At 64.5% G+C, this 18,584-nt stretch carries 17 protein-coding genes; 1 reads left to right on the top strand and 16 read right to left on the bottom strand.

Annotation, left to right across the window (positions count from 1 at the left end; translation table 11 throughout):
- Positions 1-80: 80 nt before the first annotated feature.
- From shn_RS25390 to shn_RS25335, 12 genes are all read right to left on the bottom strand, one after another.
- Positions 81-590 carry a gluconokinase gene (locus shn_RS25390; RefSeq protein ID WP_064333334.1) on the bottom strand — a complete coding sequence of 170 codons (510 nt, stop codon included), beginning with the start codon at positions 588-590 and terminating at the stop codon, positions 81-83.
- The gene (locus tag shn_RS25385; protein WP_064333333.1) at positions 587-1,966 is read right to left on the bottom strand and encodes a GntP family permease; all 1,380 of its coding nucleotides are present in this window, start codon (positions 1,964-1,966) and stop codon (positions 587-589) included. The genes shn_RS25390 and shn_RS25385 overlap by 4 nt, the downstream gene beginning before the upstream one ends.
- A gap of 210 nt (positions 1,967-2,176) precedes the next feature.
- Positions 2,177-2,296 carry an NrsF family protein gene (locus tag shn_RS35215; RefSeq protein WP_371328625.1) on the bottom strand — a complete coding sequence of 40 codons (120 nt, stop codon included), beginning with the start codon at positions 2,294-2,296 and terminating at the stop codon, positions 2,177-2,179.
- A gap of 283 nt (positions 2,297-2,579) precedes the next feature.
- Positions 2,580-3,614, bottom strand: coding sequence for a proline racemase family protein (locus tag shn_RS25375; RefSeq protein ID WP_064333331.1), 1,035 nt, complete (start codon positions 3,612-3,614; stop codon positions 2,580-2,582).
- A gap of 11 nt (positions 3,615-3,625) precedes the next feature.
- Complete coding sequence (locus tag shn_RS25370) at positions 3,626-5,101, bottom strand: aldehyde dehydrogenase family protein (protein WP_064333330.1); 1,476 nt, start codon at positions 5,099-5,101, stop codon at positions 3,626-3,628.
- A gap of 11 nt (positions 5,102-5,112) precedes the next feature.
- A complete protein-coding gene (locus shn_RS25365) occupies positions 5,113-6,351 on the bottom strand; it encodes an FAD-binding oxidoreductase (protein WP_064333329.1) in 1,239 nt (412 codons plus the stop codon).
- A 23-nt stretch (positions 6,352-6,374) separates the two neighbouring features.
- Positions 6,375-7,250, bottom strand: coding sequence for a 4-hydroxy-tetrahydrodipicolinate synthase (gene dapA, locus shn_RS25360; protein WP_064333328.1), 876 nt, complete (start codon positions 7,248-7,250; stop codon positions 6,375-6,377).
- 163 nt (positions 7,251-7,413) lie between these two features.
- Complete coding sequence (gene betC / locus shn_RS25355; RefSeq protein ID WP_064333327.1) at positions 7,414-8,970, bottom strand: choline-sulfatase; 1,557 nt, start codon at positions 8,968-8,970, stop codon at positions 7,414-7,416.
- Between the two features lie 10 nt (positions 8,971-8,980).
- Positions 8,981-9,733 (bottom strand): amino acid ABC transporter ATP-binding protein, encoded by a 753-nt coding sequence (locus shn_RS25350; RefSeq protein ID WP_084438554.1) that lies wholly within the window; start codon positions 9,731-9,733, stop codon positions 8,981-8,983.
- 19 nt (positions 9,734-9,752) lie between these two features.
- On the bottom strand, positions 9,753-10,847 hold the full coding sequence (locus tag shn_RS25345; RefSeq protein ID WP_064333325.1) for an amino acid ABC transporter permease: 1,095 nt from the start codon (positions 10,845-10,847) through the stop codon (positions 9,753-9,755).
- 16 nt (positions 10,848-10,863) lie between these two features.
- Positions 10,864-12,018, bottom strand: coding sequence for an ABC transporter permease subunit (locus shn_RS25340; protein ID WP_064333324.1), 1,155 nt, complete (start codon positions 12,016-12,018; stop codon positions 10,864-10,866).
- 73 nt (positions 12,019-12,091) lie between these two features.
- Positions 12,092-13,129 (bottom strand): amino acid ABC transporter substrate-binding protein, encoded by a 1,038-nt coding sequence (locus tag shn_RS25335; RefSeq protein ID WP_064333323.1) that lies wholly within the window; start codon positions 13,127-13,129, stop codon positions 12,092-12,094.
- 185 nt (positions 13,130-13,314) lie between these two features.
- On the opposite strand from shn_RS25335, the gene shn_RS25330 reads away from it, so the two are divergent.
- Entirely contained in the window at positions 13,315-14,034 is a 720-nt protein-coding gene (locus shn_RS25330; protein WP_064333322.1) for a GntR family transcriptional regulator, read from the top strand.
- 257 nt (positions 14,035-14,291) lie between these two features.
- On the opposite strand, the gene shn_RS25325 is transcribed toward shn_RS25330, so the two are convergent.
- The 4 genes from shn_RS25325 to shn_RS25310 form a co-directional block, all read right to left on the bottom strand.
- Positions 14,292-15,362: an ABC transporter ATP-binding protein gene (locus shn_RS25325; protein WP_064333321.1), complete on the bottom strand. Its 1,071-nt coding sequence runs from the start codon at positions 15,360-15,362 to the stop codon at positions 14,292-14,294.
- A 26-nt stretch (positions 15,363-15,388) separates the two neighbouring features.
- Complete coding sequence (locus tag shn_RS25320) at positions 15,389-16,216, bottom strand: carbohydrate ABC transporter permease (protein WP_064333320.1); 828 nt, start codon at positions 16,214-16,216, stop codon at positions 15,389-15,391.
- Positions 16,213-17,076 carry a carbohydrate ABC transporter permease gene (locus shn_RS25315; protein ID WP_064333319.1) on the bottom strand — a complete coding sequence of 288 codons (864 nt, stop codon included), beginning with the start codon at positions 17,074-17,076 and terminating at the stop codon, positions 16,213-16,215. Before shn_RS25315 ends, shn_RS25320 begins: the two co-directional genes overlap by 4 nt.
- Before the next feature lie 76 nt (positions 17,077-17,152).
- Complete coding sequence (locus shn_RS25310; protein ID WP_064333318.1) at positions 17,153-18,433, bottom strand: sugar ABC transporter substrate-binding protein; 1,281 nt, start codon at positions 18,431-18,433, stop codon at positions 17,153-17,155.
- Positions 18,434-18,584 lie beyond the last annotated feature (151 nt).

The raw sequence follows: 18,584 nt of genomic DNA, 5'->3' as shown, positions 1-18,584 counted from the left end.
TTCTGGAGCAATTCGCCGTGTCGCGGTGGAGATGGGATCCACGTAGACCTCCACCGCTCATGCCACCTGCCGAAGTCGTGTCAGTAGCCGAGTTCCCGCATTGCGATGTCGACCTGTTCGGTCGTCGAAAGCGCCACGTCGACGACCACGCCGTCTTCATCCGGGCCAAGCGGTTCGAGCGTCGCGAGCTGCGAGTCGAGCAGGGAGGCGGGGAAGAAATGCCCGGCGCGGTGCGAAAGCCGATCGGCCAGCACGGCGCGATCGCCGTGGACATGCACGAAGCGCACGCGTGGCGCGCCACTGCGCAGGATATCGCGATAGGCGCGCTTCAGCGCGGAGCATCCGAGCACGGAGGGCCGGCCGGCCGCCTCATCCCTGGCGATCTCCGCCGCCAGCGCCTTCAGCCATGGAATACGATCGTTGTCGTCGAGCGGAATGCCGGCCGACATCTTGGCCACGTTCTCCGGGGGATGGAAGCTGTCGCCCTCGATGAAACGCCAGCCGAGCCTTTCGGCAAGCGCTTCCCCGACAGTGGTCTTGCCGCTGCCGGAAACGCCCATCACCACGATATGATGCAGCTCTCCGCTCATAGTATCCACCATCCCACAAGGGCGAAGGCAAAGCCGATGATGCCGAGCAGGGTTTCCATCACGGTCCAGGTCTGGAGCGTGGTCCGTTCGTCCATCTGGAGGAAGCGGCCGACCAGCCAGAAGCCGGAATCGTTCACGTGGCTCAGCACCGTCGCGCCGCAGGCAATGGCTATGACGAGGAAGCACAGGTCGAAGGAGCTCAGCCCCGTCGTCGCGGCGACGGTGGGGGCGAGAAGGCCCGCCGTCGTGGTCAACGCCACGGTGGCCGAGCCTTGCGCCACGCGCAGCGCGGTGGAGATGAGGAAGGCGGCGACGATCAGCGGCATGCCGACAGCCTCCAGGCTGCCGGCGAGCGCCTGGCCGATGCCGCTTGCGCGCAGCACGCCGCCGAACATGCCACCGGCCCCGGTCACGAGGATGATGCCGCAGACCGGGCCGAGAGCCCCGTCCATCAGCTTTTCCATGTCCTTGAGCGTGCGCTGGCCGCTGAGCGTCCACATGCCGACGAGGACGGTGATGAGCAATGCGACCGGCGTTTGCCCGGCCATGCGCAGAATGTTCACCCACAGAGCATCGCCGTCGATCGCCTTGGCGGTCACCAGCGTGCCAAGGCCGGTGTTGAGGAAGATCAGCACGAGCGGCAGCAACAGCACAAGCATCACCGTGCCGAAGGACGGCGGCTCGCGGCGGTCATGCGCCGCCTCGCTGAGCGATCCGAGAAGTTCCGGGACCGGCAGTTGGAAGCGCTTGCCGGCCCACAGGCCGAAGAGGTAGCTGCCCAGATACCAGGTCGGCAGGGCGACGGCGAGGCCGACCAGCACCAGAAGGCCGATATCAGCCCCCAGCAGTTCGCCCGCAGCGACCGGGCCTGGATGGGGTGGCAGGAAAGCATGCATGACCGCGAAGGCACCCGCCGACGGCAGTGCATAAAGCAGCACTGAGCCGCCGAAACGATGGGCGACGCTGAAGATGATCGGCAGCATCACCACGAGCCCGGCGTCGAAGAAGATCGGAAAGCCGAACAGCAGCGAGGCGATGCCGAGGGCGAAGGGCGCGCGATCATGGCCGAACTGCCCGATCAGCCGGTCGGCAAGCACCTGCGCGCCGCCCGAGACCTCCAGCATCCGCCCGATCATCGCGCCGAAGCCGACCAGGAGCGCGACCGAGGCGAGCGTCGAGCCGAAGCCCTGCAAGAGCGTCGGAACCACGTCCTGGAAGGAGATGCCCGTGACCAGCGCGGTAAGCAGGCTGACCAGCACCAGCGCCACGAAAGCATGCAGGCGGAACCGCAGGATGAGCAGAAGAAGCAACGCGACGGCGGCAACGGCGATCAGCAGCAACGTCACCGTCCCGTAGACGGGCTCAGTCGAGGTCATGTGTCCTCCCGGGTCGAATCGCACCAAAGTCCATGTCTTCCATGGCCTTTCCCCGGCAAGCTAGGCTGAAAGGGAGGAGGCGCAAAGCGATTATGTCGACGGTTCACAGAAAGACGGCGCAGGCGCCATGCTGAACGGAATCGAGCTCGGCCTACCCGCAGTTGAAGGGCAAGATCGAGCACGCCGACGAGGCGCACAAGCAGCAGCCGGCTACCAGCGCGGCAGACGGCGGCCAAGAAGCGCACCGCCAACGGTCACGCCGGCAATGGCGATCATGTACCAGGTGGCAAGGAAAAGCGGGCTGTCGTCCGGGCAATGCCAAGCATAGATGGCCGCGGCAATCGCGCCGGCGGCAAGGCCCGCCGCCGTGGAGCTTTGCGTCCGTGTCGTTTTTTCTCTTCTGGTCGTTCAGCCACATGGTATCCGGTCTGGATGCATTACTCTTGCGGACTTTTCCATGTTCGATCTGACAGCCTACAAGCGTGAGTGGTTCTCGACTAGCGAGATCACGATTTCGCTTTTGTGAGTCATGACCTAAGCCGACCCTGAAACCGCGAAGTTTCGATCACATAGCCGATGCCGTTCAGTCCTCCGACACCCCATCGGGCACCTCCTAAATCAGGAGATCGACCTGCGGTCCCCAGGTGTCCGACAGCGCGAAACCGGCCGCGAACGGATCGTCGGAGGCGCGGCGCAGTTCCGAGCGGCCATAAACATAGCCGCGGCCGGTGATGCGCGGCAGCACGGCCCGGCGTCCGCCGACCTGCGTTTCGCCGATCGCCTCGGCCAGGAATTCTCCGCCGATGATGGAACGCGAGATACGGCCATCGCCCACCGAGATCTCGTTGCGTGCGAACAGCGTTGCGAGGTTTGCGGAACTGCCCGTGCCGCAGGGCGAGCGATCGACCCGGCCCGGCTGGAGCGTGGTGCAGGTGCGCACCGCGCCGTCCGGCTCATGGTCGCGGAACATGACATAGGCGATCTCGTCCACGCCGGGCAGTGTCGGGTGCCGCACCTTCACCTGATCGACGAGACGCTGCTTGAGCGCGATGCCGGCTTCGGCAAGCTGCCGGGCGCTTTCCGGGGCGATGGTCAGGCCGATCTGCCCGACATCGACCAGCGCATAATAGACGCCGCCGAAGGCGATATCGACCTTGATGCGGCCCCATGCCGGCGTGTCGATCTCGTGGTCGAGCAGTTCGGCGAAGCTCGGCACGTTGTCGAGGCTGACGGAAAGGCAGCGCCCGCCCTCGCACCGCGCCCGCGCCACGACGAGGCCGGCGGGCGTATCGAGGCGGACGACCGTTTCCGGCTCCCGCATCGCCACCCGGCCGCTTTCGAGAAGCGCGGTGACGACGCAGATGCAATTGCTGCCGGACATCGGATGGGCGCGGTCGGCCTGGAGCACGATGAAGCCGGCATCCGCATCCTTCCGCACCGGCGCAAGGAGCAGGTTCACCGACTGGGCGACATGGGCGCGCGGCTCGAAGGTGACGAAACGGCGCAGGCTGTCGTCCACCGTGTTGATGTGATTCATCTTGTCGAGCATGGTGTCACCCGGAATCTCCGGCGCGCCGTTCATCAGCACATGGCCAAGTTCGCCTTGGCAATGGACGAGCATGAGGTCGAGCGCGTTTTCGAAACGCATGGCGGCGGCTCCTAATTGATGTACCAGCCCCAGGGATCTTCGCTCACATATTTCGTGATCTGCTTGGTCTCCAGATAGTTGTCGAGACCCCAGCGGCCGAGTTCGCGGCCGATGCCGGATTCCTTGTAGCCGCCCCAGGGCGCCTCGGTGAAGGTGGGCTGCGAGCAGTTGATCCAGACGATGCCGGCGCGGAAGGCCTTGGCCACGCGCTCGGCGCGCGCATCGTCCGCCGACATGACGGCGGCGGCGAGGCCGAAGCGGGAATCGTTGGCAAGGGCGACGGCCTCCTCTTCCGTCCGGAAGGGGCGCACGCAGACGACCGGTCCGAAAATCTCCTCCGTCCAGGCGGCGCTATCGAGAGGCACATCGGCAAGAACCGTCGGGCGCAGGTAGTAACCCCTGTCGAAACCCTCCGGCCGGGTGCCGCCGCACGCGACCGTGGCGCCTGCCGCCTTCGCCGCCTCGATCGCGGCGACAACCTGCTCGTGCTGCTTCTTCGAGACCAGCGGGCCGAGCAGCACGCCGTCGTCGAGGCCGTTGCCGATGCGGATGCGGTTCGTCTCCTCGATGAGGCGCATCATCAGCGGCTCGTAGATCCCCTTCTGCACCAGCACACGCGAGGTGGCCGAGCAGACCTGGCCCTGGTTCCAGAAGATGCCGAACAGGATCCATTCGACGGCCTTCTCGATGTCGCTGTCGTCAAAGACGACGAAGGGCGACTTGCCGCCGAGTTCGAGGCTGACGCGCTTGATGTCGCGGGCGGCGGCGGCCATGATCTTCGAGCCGACCGGGCCGGAGCCGGTGAAGGCGAGCTTGTCGACGCCTTTGTGGTCGATGATCGCCTGCCCCGCGACGGGGCCTGCGCCGGTGACGATGTTGAGCACGCCCGGCGGCAGGCCGGCCTCCTCGGCGACGGCGGCGAGTTCCAGCGCGGTGAGCGAGGTGACTTCGGCGGGCTTCAGGACGACGGTGCAGCCGGCGGCAAGGGCGGGCGCGACTTTCCAGGAGGCCATCAGCAGCGGATAGTTCCAGGGAATGATGGCGCCGGCAACGCCGACCGGCTCGCGCACCGCCCTGGAGGTGAAGCGGTCGTCAGAGAGCGCGATCGGTTCTTCCGGATCGTTGTCGAGCTGCTCGGCAAGGCCGGCATAGAAATCGAAGCAGCCGGCGGCATCGGCGATGTCCCAATCGGCTTCCGGAAAAGGCTTGCCGTTGTCGATGACTTCAAGCCGCGCTATCTCGGCCTGCCGGGCGCGGATGCCGGCGGCGATGGCGCGCAGGTATCTTGCGCGTTGGGTGCCGGTCGTCTTCGGCCAGCCGCCCTCGTCGAAGGCGCGACGGGCGGCCTTCACGGCGAGATCGACGTCCTCGGCCGTGGCGGCGGCGATATGATGGACCACCTCCTCCGTTGCCGGGTTGATGACCTCGAAGGTCTTGCCGTCGCTAGAGGGTTTCCAAGTTCCGTCGATATAGAGTTCGCTTCGCATGGGCTTTCCTTTCAGAAACGGTCGACGCGATAGGGTTTGAGATCGATGGGCGGTCTTGCGCCTGTCACGAGGTCGGCGACCAACCGGCCGGTCGTCGCGGCATAGGTCAGGCCGAGATGGCCGTGGCCGGTGGCGTAGAAGACGTTCCTGCGCTTTGCCGATGGGCCGATGACCGGCACCGTATCGGGCAAGGCCGGGCGGTGGCCCATCCATTCGCTGGTGGCTTCGGCCTTGAGGTCCGGCAGCGCCTCCTTCGCCCGTTTCACCAGCACCCTGGCGCGGCGATAGTCCGGTGGGGCATCGAGCCCCGCCATCTCTACCGTGCCGCCGACACGGATGCCGCCGGCCGTCGGCGTCACCATGAAGGCGCGGGCGGGCCAGATGATGGAATGGTGCATGGAAATGCCCGGCGCCATGATCTGCGTGTGGTAGCCGCGCTCGGTTTCGAGCGGGATCGGCTCGCCGAGCAGCTTCGACAGCCGGCCGGTGAAGGCGCCCGCCGCCAGCACCACGCGATCGGCGGCAAGCCGGCGGCCATCGGCCAGCCGCAGGGCCGAAACATCGCCCCCGCCGTCTTCGAAGCCGACGACCTCGCCGGTCTCGACGGTGCCGCCGAGCGCCTGGAATTGCCCGGCAAGCGCCGTCACCAGCCGATAGGGATCGGCCACGGAGCGATTGTCCGGGAAAAGCACGGCCCTGGCGATCTTCGTCGTCAAGGCCGGTTCGAGATCGCGGATGGCGTTGCCGCCGAGAATGTCGTGGCGGAAGCCGAAGCGGTCGAGGATGTCGATATGGTCGCGGTCGGCGCGGAATTCCGCCTCGTCGGCATAAAGGCTGAGGCAGCCTTCGGCGCCCAGCATGTGGGCAAGGCCGGTCTCCTTCAGTAGCGCATCGAGATCTTCATGGGCGCGGCCGCAAAGGGCCGCGCCGGCGGCCTCCAGTTCGCGCAGCCTGGACGGGCGGCTGGCGGCGAGGAAGCGCAGGAACCACGGAACGAGCTTCGGCACATAGGCGGGGCGGATACGCACCGGGCCTTCCGGATCGAGCAGCCATTTGGGCATCTGCGCCCAGACGCCGGGCCGCGAGGCGGGCATGAATTCCGTGACCGCGATGCTGGCCATATTGCCGTAGGAGGCGCCCCGGCCTGGCCCGTCGCGGTCGACCAGCGTCACGGAAAGACCGCGGCGCTGGAGGGCGTAGGCAACGGTGACACCGATGACGCCGGCACCGACGACGGCGATGGATGACATGGGGCGCTCCTCCGAAAGTTTCTTCAGTTGAGGATGGGCGCGATGGCCGCGCGAAAATCCGTCTTTTCCTGCTCGGTGAGTTCGCCGAGCGGCGCGCGGCAGGTGCCGACGGGCGTCCCCTGGAGTTCGCAACCATATTTGATCTTCTGCACGAACTTGCCGCTTTCGAGGATGTTCATGGCGCGGTAGAGCACCGTCATCTTTTCACGCGCGGCGGCGAGATCGCCGGAACGGAAGGTGCGGTCGAGATCGACGCAGGCCTTCGCCATGCAGTTGGCCGGGCCGCAGATCCAGCAATCGGCGCCCCAGAACATGAAGTCGAGGGCGATGTCGTCCGAGCCGGAGACGAGGTCGATGCGGCCCTTGTAGCGGGCGTGGATATCGACCGCGCGCTGTAGCACGCCCGAGCTTTCCTTGATGCCGATGACGCGCGGATCGTCGGCAAGCGCATCCATCAGCTCGAAGCCGATCTCGACGCCGTCCTTCGGCGGGTAGTTGTAGAGCACGAGGTTGATGTCGGTGGCGTCGAGCACGGCGCGGTAATGGGCGAGCAGTTCCTCCTGCGTCGGGCGCGTGTAGAAAGGCGTGGCGAGCAGCACGGTGTCGTAACCGATCTCCCTGGCGCGCAGCGTGTTCTCGATCACCTCGCGGGTGGCCGGCGCGTTGGTGCCGGCGATCAGCGCCTCGCCTTCCTTCGCGAAATCCTTGACGAATGTCAGCACGTCCTCGCGCTCCTCGTTCGAGAGCGAAAAGTATTCGCCCGTCGAGCCCATCGGCACCCAGCCGGTGACACCGGCGGCGCGCAGGGCGGTGAGGTGCTTTTCGAAGGCCTTGAAGTCGACGCGGTTGTTGGCGTCGAAGGGGGTGACGAGGGCGGGCATGACGCCGGAAAGTTTCATGAGATGTCTCCTGTATTGTGGTCGCAGCAGCGCGGATTGATTTTGTCGTCTCCCTGTCGACTTGATTTACGATCATGTCGTCTTCGTGTCGACTGGTCAAGGTATTCGTGGCGAAGGCTGCCGCAGAGGGGACGCGGCAACCCGGAGTGTCGGGCGGGCGGGATCAATAGTCGGCGTATGGAAGATAGGAACGCCGCTCCACATCGGGGAAACGCTCGCCGGTACGCACGAACCGCGTGTGTTCCTCGATCGGGTTGGGATAGTGTTCCCAGCTACGCTGCTTGCCTTTTTGCATCGCCCTGTTGACGAACTGGCGCACGCGCTGGCTCTGCATGACCTCCGCGCGGAGCTTCGGCAGATCCCAGATCGCCTCGACCGCCTCCAGCAGCCGTTCGAGTTCCGGCTGGAAGGCAGGGTCGTCCGCCAGGTTGCGCGTTTCGCCAGGATCGGCGGCAAGGTCGTACAATTGCGTGGGATAGGCTTCCGACACCACGACCTTTCTGGCGCCGCGGCGCAGCATGACGCGGGGAGCCTTCGTTCCTCCGTCTATGTGTTCGGCCATGGTGACGCGCTGCGGATCGTCCTTGGCGAGCAGAGGAAGGAGGCTCCTGCCCTCGTGCGGCGTGACGAAAGACGCCGCGTCACCACCCCCGAGATCGACGAGGGTCGGCAGCAGGTCGAGAAGCGAGACGGGCGCGACGATCCTCGAGAGCCCCTTCTCATCCGGACGATAGACGACCAGCGGAACGCGGATGGCGGGATCGAAGAGGTTCTTCTTGAACCACAGGCCCCGTTCCCCGATCATGTCGCCATGGTCGGATGTGAAGATTATCACCGTCTCATCGGCGATGCCCGCATCCTCCAGCGTCTTGCGCAACTCGCCGAGCTTGCGGTCGACATAGCTGATCATGCCGTAATATCCGCGGCGCGCGCGCCGGTAGATCTCATCCGTCACCTCGAACTTGTCGAGGCTGTAGTGGAAATAGAGGGAGCGGCTATGCGGGTCCAACGCGTCGAGCGGAATCTTCGGGGTGCGCGGCGGGTCGATGCCCTCGTCCGTATAGAGGTCCCAGTATTCCCGCGTGATGACGTATGGATCATGCGGCTGCGTGAAGGAGACCGTCATGAACATCGGCCGGCCATCGCCGTAGCGCCGCCAGTCGAAAATGTGCTGCGCCGCCCGCCGTGCGACTTCGTCGTCATAGTCGATCTGCTGGGAGCGGGCGAGTGGGCCCGCGTCGGCGATCGTCTCGACACTGGAGACCCCGAACGGCACCTTGCCCTTCGCGACGATCTCCTCGTCCTCCAGCTCGTCATAGGTTTTCGGCGGCACCCAGCTAAAGTCGGCCGGGTAGATCTCGGTCGTCAGCCTGTCCTCATAGCCATGATGCTGATCGGGGCCGACGAAGTGCATCTTGCCGGAGATGCAGGTGTAGTAGCCCGCATCGCGCAGATAGTGCGCGATGGTCGGAACGGCCGCGGGGAATTCCGCGGCGTTGTCGAAGGCGCCGATCCGCGACGGAAGGCGCCCGCTCATCAGCGCGAAGCGCGACGGCGCGCAAAGCGGGTAATTGCAATAGGCATTTTCGAAGACCGAGCCCTGCTCCGCCAGGCGATCGATGTTCGGTGTCCTGCAGACCCTGTTGCCGTAGACGGAAAGCGCGATGGCCGTCAGCTGATCGCACATGACAAGCAGGATGTTCGGTTGCTTGCGACGCATGGTTTTCCCCTCAATGACCGAGAATCTGGCTCAGGAACAGTTTGGATCGTTCGTGTCGGGGATTGTCGAAGAAATCGGACGGAGCCGCCTCCTCGATGATCCGCCCCTTGTCCATGAACACGACCCGATCGGCGACCTTGCGGGCAAAGCCCATTTCGTGGGTCACGCAGAGCATCGTCATGCCGTCCTGCGCCAGTTCGACCATGACGTCGAGCACCTCCGAAATCATTTCCGGGTCGAGCGCCGAGGTCGGCTCGTCGAAGAGCATGATCTCCGGCCGCATGCACAAGGCCCGCGCAATGGCGACGCGCTGCTGCTGGCCGCCCGAGAGTTCGCCCGGATAGCTTCCGGCCTTCTGCGGGATCCTCACGCGCTCGAGATAAAGCATCGCCTGCTCCTCGGCGGTTCTCCGATCCTGCTTGCGCACCAGCATCGGTGCGAGGACGCAATTCTCCAGCACCGTCAGGTGCGGGAAAAGGTTGAAGTGCTGGAACACCATGCCGACGTCCCGGCGGATTTCGTTGATGTTGGCGAGGTCCTCGTTGAGTTCCGTGCCGAGCATCCTGATGGTGCCGGCCTGATGATCCTCGAGCTTGTTGAGGCACCGGATCAAGGTGGATTTCCCGGAACCGGAAGGACCGCAGATCACGATCTTCTCGCCGGCCGCCACGCTCAGGCTGACGTCGAACAGAACCTGATGGGCTCCATAGAACTTCGCGAGGCTTTTGACGTCGACGGCAATCTCACCGCTTTGTGTGTTCATCTCCGTGCCTTTCATCGGATCAATGACGCGCCACGTTCAACCGTCTCTCCAGATAGGCGCCGTATCGGGAAAGCGTGAAGGTGAACGCGAAGTAGATTGCGGCCACGAAGACGTAGACCTCGACATAGGTGGCGGACCACTCGGCCGTCGAAAACGCGGCGTTGCCGGAGGCCATGACCTCGAAGAAGCCGATGATGACGATCAGCGAGGTCTCCATGAACGTTATGACGACCTGGTTGATGGTCGGCGGCAGCGCATGGCGGAAGGCCTGCGGCAGGACGATGCGGGACATGGTCTGCCAGTAGTTGAGGCCGAGCGCATGGGCGGCCTCTTCCTGCCCCGCGGGAAGCGCCTGCATCCCGCCACGGATGATCTCCGCCTGGTAGACCGCGAAGAACAGCGAGAAACCGGCGATGACGCGGTAAAGCTTGTCGCCGACCAGGAAGTGCGGCAGCGCGTAGGGAATGATGATCGCCGCCGTGAACAGGATCGCAACGAGAGGGAGAGAGCGGATGCCGTCGATCAGGACCGCGACCGTCCGGGCGATGACGGGCAGGCGCGAACGCCTCAGCAGCGCAAGGCAGACCGCGAGCGGCATTCCCGTGACGACCACCGTGGAGAACACGAAGAGCGTCAGCGACAAGCCGCCCCACTGAGTCTCGAGCACGGTGGGAAGGCCGAGGAAGCCGCCGCGCATCAATCCGTAAAACACCCCGTAACCGGCGATCCAGACCAGCGGCAACCGCGTCGCGGACCAGGAGAAGGGAAAGCAGGACAGCGCCACGGTCGCCAGGATGGCTGCGCAGGCGAGCGCCGAGCGCCATTGCTCGTCATAGGGATAGAGCCCGAAGAAGATCAGCCGCCAGCGCGCGGCGATGACCGCCCAGCAGGCGCCTGTCGCTTGCTGGCACACCTCGGGTCCGCCGGAGGACCAGACGGCGTCGAGGACGGCCCATCGGAACACGGTCCAGACGGCCAGCGCGATCAGCGCGAGGCAGACGCTCGTCACGGCGGCCGCGCCGGGCGTGGCAAAATATCCCTTCCTCACGGCGGCGAGAAACGTGTCATGGCGCGGCGGCGGGATTTCGCCGGAAACGATCGCAACGTTCGACATGTCGGCGCCTTCCCTCCTAACGGACATTCTGGCCCCGCAGGGCGATTGCACGATTGACGGCGTTCAGGACCGCGGCGAGGGAGAAATTGATCGCCCAGAAACCGGCGATCAGGATGAAAATCAGCGAGAGCGTCTGGCCGGAATGGTTGATCGAATTGGCGACGATCATGAAGAAGTCGCTGAAGCCGATCGCAATCCCGATCGAGGTCGCCTTGACCAGCCAGACATACTGGTTGGTCAGGGTCGGAAGCATGATGCGGATGGCGAGCGGCAGCCTGATCTTCCAGAAGATCTGCGCGCCGGTGAGGCCGAGCGCGAGGCCCGCTTCGACCTTGCCGCGGGACACCGCAAGCAGGCCGGCACGGACGATCTCCGCAATGTAGGACGCGCCGAACAGAGATATCGCGATGACGGCGGCGCAGAATTCCGGCGCAAGCTCAAGTCCGCCAGCGATCCTCAGGCCACGCTGGACGGGCAGGTCGAACAGCGGCGTCTCAGCGATCCGGCCCGACGACAGGACGCCGGCGACGGCCGCGACGACGATGACGAACCCGGCCAGTTTCACAAAGCCGTCGTTGCGCCGGAGGAGGGAAAATCGCCGTGCCACATATCCGATGATCAAAAGCGCCAGGGCCGTCAGGACGGCAAGGCCGATCGCTCCGCGCTCGATATTGAGGCCGGGCAGGTAGAAACCGCGGTTCGAAAAGTAGGCCAATTCGCCGAGGTGATAGGCATTGCGCGCATTCGGGAGATGCGTGAAGACCGAATACCAGAAGAAGGCCTGCAAGATGAGAGGGATGTTCCGAAAGAACTGGACATAGACGAGCGCGATCTTGCTCAGCAGCCTGTGCGCGGAAAGCCGGGCGGTGCCGATGGCGCCCCCCAGGATCGTCGCCAGGAAAAGCGTCAGCGCCGCGAGCAGGAGCGTGTTCAGAAAACCCACCACCAAGGCACGCGCATAGCTCGAATTGATATCGTACGGTATCAGGCTGAAGGATATGGTCCAGCCGGTGGCGTAGTTCAGGAAATCCCATCCGACGGCAATGCCCTGGGCATCGAGGTTACGGCGGGTGATGATCACCGCGGACGCGAGAATTGCGACGATCACCCCGATGAACAGCACCTGAAGACCTATGTCCCGGTGCTTGCGATTCCTCAGCACGGCGAACATCCGGCGCCTCCCCAATTCCTGTTGCTAAAGCGAGGAGCGCCCGCGCGCGACGCGCGCCGGCGCCACTCGACGCTCAATCGAGGATCGGCGGGACGAACACGCCGCCCTTTTGCCAGGGCGCGTTCATGCCGCGCTCCAGCTTGTAGGGCGAATCCTTGCCGACATTGCGATCGTAGATCTCCTCGGCGTTGCCGATGACCTTGATGACATTGTAGGCCCAGTCGTCGGAAAGACCGAGGCGATTGCCAATGCCGGGGGTGACACCCAGCAGCTTCGCCACGGTGGCGCTCTTGGGATTTGCCTTCTGCTCGTCGATGTTCTTGCTTGTGATGCCGTTCTCCTCGGCGATCCGGCCCACGGCGATCACCCAGTTGACAAGATCGACCCAGGCATCGTCCCCTTGCCGCATCGCGGCCGCCTCTGGCTCCATCGCAAGGACATCCGGCAGAATGGCATGTTCGTCGGGGTTGGGAGCGGAGGCGCGCCGCGCCGCGAGCACCGGACCCCATTCGGCGAAGGAATCGCAGCGGTTGGCGAAATAGGCGGCCGAAGCCTCGGTGTTCTTCTCGAAGGAGACGAGCTTGATGTCGTAGTCGTTCGCCTTGATGTAGTCGGCGATCAGCCGTTCCGTGCTGGTGCCCCCGGCCGTGCAGATCGTCCCGCCGTCGAGGTCCTTCACGGAACCGGCATTGAGCTCCTTGTGGACCATGAACTGCGTGGCCCCGAGGAAGTAAGGGGTACTGAACTGCACGCCGAGTTCGGTGTCCCGGCTCATCGTCCAGCCGGTCGCCTTGATGACCAGGTCGAGATCGCCGGACTGAAGCGAGGGAAAGCGTTGTGCCCAACTGATCGGGACGAGCTTCACCTTCTCGTCGCTGCCGAAAATGGCGATGCCGACGGCGCGGCAATAGTCGATGTCGATGCCGTGCCATTTTCCCTTGTCGTCGATCTCGAAGAAGCCCTGGAAGTTGCCGTCGCCCGACGTGCAGTTGAGCTCGCCGCGCGCCTGCACGGTCTTCAGGGTATCGCCGGCGGCCGCATATGCGGCCATCGGCACAATCGCTGCCGTTCCGGCCAGCAGCACTGCGGTGGTAAGAGCCTTGACGTTCATTGAAATCTCCCGAGTTAGCCTGCGCCCTCGCGCCGTTCCCTGTCGCCATCGTCCGATCTTGTGCCGGCTCCGTGTCGACTAGATGAATTAGTCGTCTTCGTGTCGACAAAGTCAAGCGAAAAGTTTACATTGCCGTCATGCTATTTTTCTGGCCCAATGCCGGAAGCGGAAGGAAAGGTGCCCAAGTGTCTGAGGAAATTGAATCGAAACGTGTGCGCGGCACAGGCTGGAAGCACGTCTACGACACGTTGCGCAACGAGATCCTTGCCCTGACCCTGCAGCCCGGCCAACTCCTGGACGAGATGACGCTGGCCGAACGTTTCGACATGTCGCGTTCCCCGGTGCGTGAGGCATTGATCCGCCTGGCGGGCGAGGAACTGGTGGTGACGCTCTCCAATCGCAGCACCATCGTCGCGCCCATCGAGGTGGCGAGCTTTCCCAAATATGTCGAGGCGCTCGACGTCGCCCAGCGCATGAACACGCGCCTTGCGGCGGCCCTGCGCACCGAGGCGGACCTGAAGATCATCGCCAGGCGCCAGAAGGAATTCGAGGCGGCGGTGAAGACGGGCCAGCATTTGAAGATGTCGGAGGCCAACAAGCAGTTCCACATGGCGATTGCCCATGCCGGCAAGAACGCCTACCTCGCCTCCTTCTACGAGCGCCTGCTAAACCAGGGCCAGCGCATGCTGCACCTGCATTTCGAGTATCTGGAGCGGACGAACGACGGTTATCTCCTCACCGACGAGCACGAATTGATGCTGGAGGCGATCCGCGCCAAGAACGTCGATCTTGCCGACGAGCTGGCCCATGCCCACACGCGACAATTCCAGGACAATTTCATCGCCTTCCTGCGCGAGAACTACACGACCGACGTCTCCTTTGGCTCGCTCGCCGCCGCACAATAGGCTGCCGAAATTTGAACCGGGGTGAACTGCTGCTGGTTACAAGTCGCAAGCACATAACAAGCGGGAGAGCTTTCTGTTCGCAGCTCAAACGGGAGGTTAGGCCATCTCGACGGCAGACGACCTTTCGGGCGGAACGGCGGGCCGGGGATGCCTGTCGGTGGCCATGCGGTTTATCGGCGGCCACGACCATGTGCAAACTGACCGCACTAACGGTAGAGACGATCACAGTTCTGCACCGATAGAGCACTGCCGCCGCCCTACACCTCCACCCTGTCGCCCGTCGCCCGGTCGAAGAGGTGCAGCTTGTCCACCGCGAAATGCACGCTGACAGTCTCCCCGACGAGATGGCCGACACCATCCGAGGTGCGGGCGACGACGCGCCCCTCCGCGGTGGCGAGGAACCAGAGCTTTTCGTGCCCGAGGTTTTCGACGCCCTCGACCGTGCCGGCGATGGACGGCCCTTCGCCTGCGCCGAGGCGAACATGCTCCGGGCGGATGCCGACGGTCAGCGCAGCGGGAAGATGGCCAGCGCCCGGAAGGCTCAGCGCGCCGATGCGGATGCTGCTGCCCTCCGCCCGGCCCTCGAAGAAATTCATCGGCGGCGAGCCGATGAATTTGGCGACGAAGAGATTGGCGGGGCGGTGATAGACCTCCTCGGGCGTGCCGAACTGCATGAGGTTCGAGCGGCCCGCCTGCTTCAGGGGTGCAAGCACGGCGATGCGGTCGCCCATCGTCATCGCCTCGACCTGGTCGTGGGTGACGTAGATCATGGTCGAGCCGAGTTCGCGGTGCAGCCTGCTCAGCTCGTAGCGCATGGCGGCGCGGAATTCGGCGTCGAGGTTGGAGAGCGGCTCGTCGAACAGGAAGACGGCGGGCTTGCGCACGATGGCGCGGGCGAGCGCCACGCGCTGCCGCTGGCCGCCGGAGAGCGCGCCCGGCCGTTTGTGCAGGTGATCCTGCAGGCCGACCATGCGCGCCACGTCCGCAACGCTCGCCGCGATCTTCTCCTTCGCCTCGCCGCGCAGCCGCATGCCGAAGGAGATGTTGTCGGCGACCGACATGTGCGGAAAGAGCGCATAGTTCTGGAACACCATGGCGACATCGCGCCGGGCCGGGTCGACGTCGTTGACGACGCGGCCGCCGATGGAGATGTTGCCGGCGCGGCCCTCCTCCAGCCCGGCGATCAGGCGCAGCGTCGTCGACTTGCCGCAGCCGGACGGGCCGACGAAGACGACGAACTCGCCCGCCTTGATATCCAGATCGAGATTGCGCACGACATCGACGGAGCCGTAGGAGATATCGATGCCTTCCAGGGAAACGGCGGACATGGCTTTTTTCCTTGATTGATCGGGGCTTACTTGACCGCGCCGAGGCTGAGGCCCTGGACGATGCGCCGTTGCGCCAGAATGGCGAACAGGGCCATGGGCAGGATGATGATGATGGAGGCGGCCGACATCGCGCCCCAGTCGATGGAGGCGTAGCCGCGGAAGCCGGCGACGGCGAGCGTCACGGTCTGCGCCTTCTCGAAGGTGAGCGCCAGCGCGATGGTCAGCTCGTTCCACATCTTGATGGAATTGAGGATGACGGTGGCGGCGATGCCGGGCGCGGCGATCGGCACGTAGATCGTCCAGACGATGCGGAAGGTGCTCGCGCCCTCCAGCCGCGCGGCCTCGGCAAGGGCTTCCGGGATATCGGCAAAGAAGGCGCGCAGCAGCCAGATCGTGAAGGGCAGCGTGAAGACCTGGTAGATCAGCGCCAGCCCGATCACCGTGTCGTAGAGACCGATGGACTGGAAGAGCACGTACATAGGCACGATGAACAGGAATTCCGGCAGCATGTAGGAGATCAGCAGCCAGATCAGGATCGTGCGGCGTCCCGGCACATGCTTCTTGTTGAGGTAATAGGCGGCGGGAATGCCGGCGGCGAGCGCCAGCACGTTGCCGATGGCGCAGACGACGAGGCTGTTGAGGAAGGCACCGGAGAAACCCGTCGAGGACCAGGCCTTGCCGAAATTCTCCCAGACCGGCGAGAAGAACCAGACCGGCGGCATGGCGAAGGCGTCGACCTGGGTCTTCAGCGCGATGGTCAGGATCCAGAAGATCGGGAACAGCGAGACGGCGACGGCGAGGACGGCGACCGCATAGGGCCAGAGCGCGCGGCGGGCGGAAGCGGCGGCGGTCATGCCTTTTCTCCATCGTCGGTGTCGATCATCAGGTAGAGGATGCAAAGCGTCAGGATGATCAGCGAGAAGACGACGGCGATGGCCGCGGACTCGCCGAACCTGTAGGATTTGAAGGCCGTCTGGTAGGCGAGCATCTGGACGCTTTCGGTGGCGCGCAGCGGCCCGCCGCCGGTCGTGCCGAAAATGATGTCGAAGACCTTCAGCGTGTCGATGGTGCGGAAGATGATGACGGTGATCAGCACCGGCTTCAGCATCGGCAGGGTGACGTAGCGGAAGGTCTGGAAGGGCGTCGCGCCTTCCAGCCGTGCGGCCTCGAAAGGCTCGGCCGGCAGGCTCTTCAGCGCGGAGGAGAGGATGATGAAGGTGAAGGCCGTCTGCCACCAGGTATCGATCATGATGATCGAGGGCATGGCGGTCGGCACCGTGCCGAGCCAGGCGGGGCCGGGTATGCCGACGAGCGACAGCAGGTAGTTGACGATGCCGAGCGTCGGGTCGAGCATGACTTTCCAGATCAGCGAGACGGCGATGCCGGACACCATCAGCGGCAGGATCATCAGCGTGCGGATCAGGCCCGCGCCGATGCGGATGCGGTTGATGGCGAGCGCCAGGCCGAGGCCGAGCAGGGTCTCGATCACCACGGCGAAGACGGCGAAGTAGAAGGTGTTGAATAGCGCCTTCGGAAAACCGCTGCCCGACAGGATGCGCACGAAATTCCGCAGCCCGACGAACTTCGCCTCGGACCCCCAGTTCCACTGGAGGAGCGAGAGATAGCCGGCATAAATGACCGGATAGAGCGTTCCGGCGGCCAGCAGCAGCAAGGCCGGCGCGATCAGCCAACGGATATGTTTGTCTCGGCGCATGGTCGATACGATCCTGCTTTGGGGCCAGCTTTCGGAAGAAGCGGGGCCGGATGGGCCGGCCCCGCGGGGAAACGGCCTATTCGAGCGTGTCCTGGACATTGGTCTGGAGTTCGGCCACCGCATCCTCGGGCGACGTGCCCTGGTAGATCTGGTGGATGGCATCGACGATCAGCAGCACGACGTCGTTCCAGCCCTGGCGGAAGACCGAGGTCGGGCGGGTGTGCTGCATCTGCTCCTTGACCGCGGCGACATAGCCGGCGTCGAGCGCCTTGACATAGTCGGCATCGGCCCAGGAAGAATCGCGCGGCGCGCCGCCGGTCGCGACACCCAGCGCCGCCGTCATCTTCCTGTTCGTCGCCCACTGCACGAAGAGCCAGGCGGCGTCCTTCTTCTCGGAGTTCCTGGCGATCGAGATACCCCAGGACCAGTGGCCGCTATAGCCGATATCGCCCGTGGAGGCCGGCAGCGGCGCATAGCCGACCTTGCCGGCGATCGCCGAGGTCTTCGCATCCTCGAAGCCCGGGCCGAAGACCGAGGCGTCGACGAAGAAGGCGGCGTTGCCCTGCGAGAAGAAGCGGCTCGCATCCTCCCAGCCATAGGACAGCGCGCTCGGCGGACCGGCTTTCAGCAGGCCGGCATAGTAGGAGAGGCCCTTGGCGATGCGCGGATCGTCGAAGCGCGGCTTCGACCAGTCGCCGTCGAACCAGATGTTGTAGGGAAGGTCCGCCGGCTCGTTGCCCCAGGCATCGAGCACGATGCCCGTCATCGTATCGACCAGTTCGGCCGAGCGCTTGCCGCGCATCGAGGCGCCGAAGATCTTGCCTTCGCCCTTGGCGCTGATCTCGTTCGCCGCCGCGATCAGCGCGTCCATCGTCGCCGGCACCTTGCCGCCGAGATATTTTTCCACCAGCTCCTTGTTGTAGAAGAGCGTATAGGCCTCGAAGGAGATCGGGATCGCATAGAGCTGCGGATTGGCTTCCCCGACCGGGAAGGCCGCGCCGGCACGGAACCCTTCCGGGTAGTCGGCGAGGTCGTAGTCGGCATCCGTCTTGGCGGCATCATCAAGATAGGGCGTCAGCGGCTCGACGACGCCGGCTTCCCATTGCGTATAGAGCGCGGAGTCCATCTGGATCATGTAGACGTCGGCGACCGATTCCGCCGAGCGCACCGCCAGATTCATGCGGTCGGAATAAAGATCCTCCGCAAAGGCGTCGATCTTGACCTTGATGCCGGTCTCCGCCTCGAATTCCCCGACATGCTTGCGCAGTTCGGCCGTCCACGGATGCTCGCTCAGCAACACCGAGATTTCCTGTCCGGACTGCTGCTTCCAGTCGATGGCGAAAGCGCTCGTGGACAAGCCAGTGCTCAGGGCGGAGGCTGCGAGCGCCGCCGCTAACGTGATGAATCCCCTTCGTTTCATGGTTCTGCTCCCAGTTGATTGGACGACATGTAGATAAGTTGACCGCTTGACAACTTGTTACTACATGTTAAACAGTAGCTAACACAGG

Origin of the sequence: Shinella sp. HZN7, assembly GCF_001652565.1 — a bacterium.
Lineage (GTDB): Bacteria > Pseudomonadota > Alphaproteobacteria > Rhizobiales > Rhizobiaceae > Shinella > Shinella granuli.
Note: the sequence above shows the minus strand (reverse complement) of the source record. Positions and strands in the feature narration are given on the sequence as shown.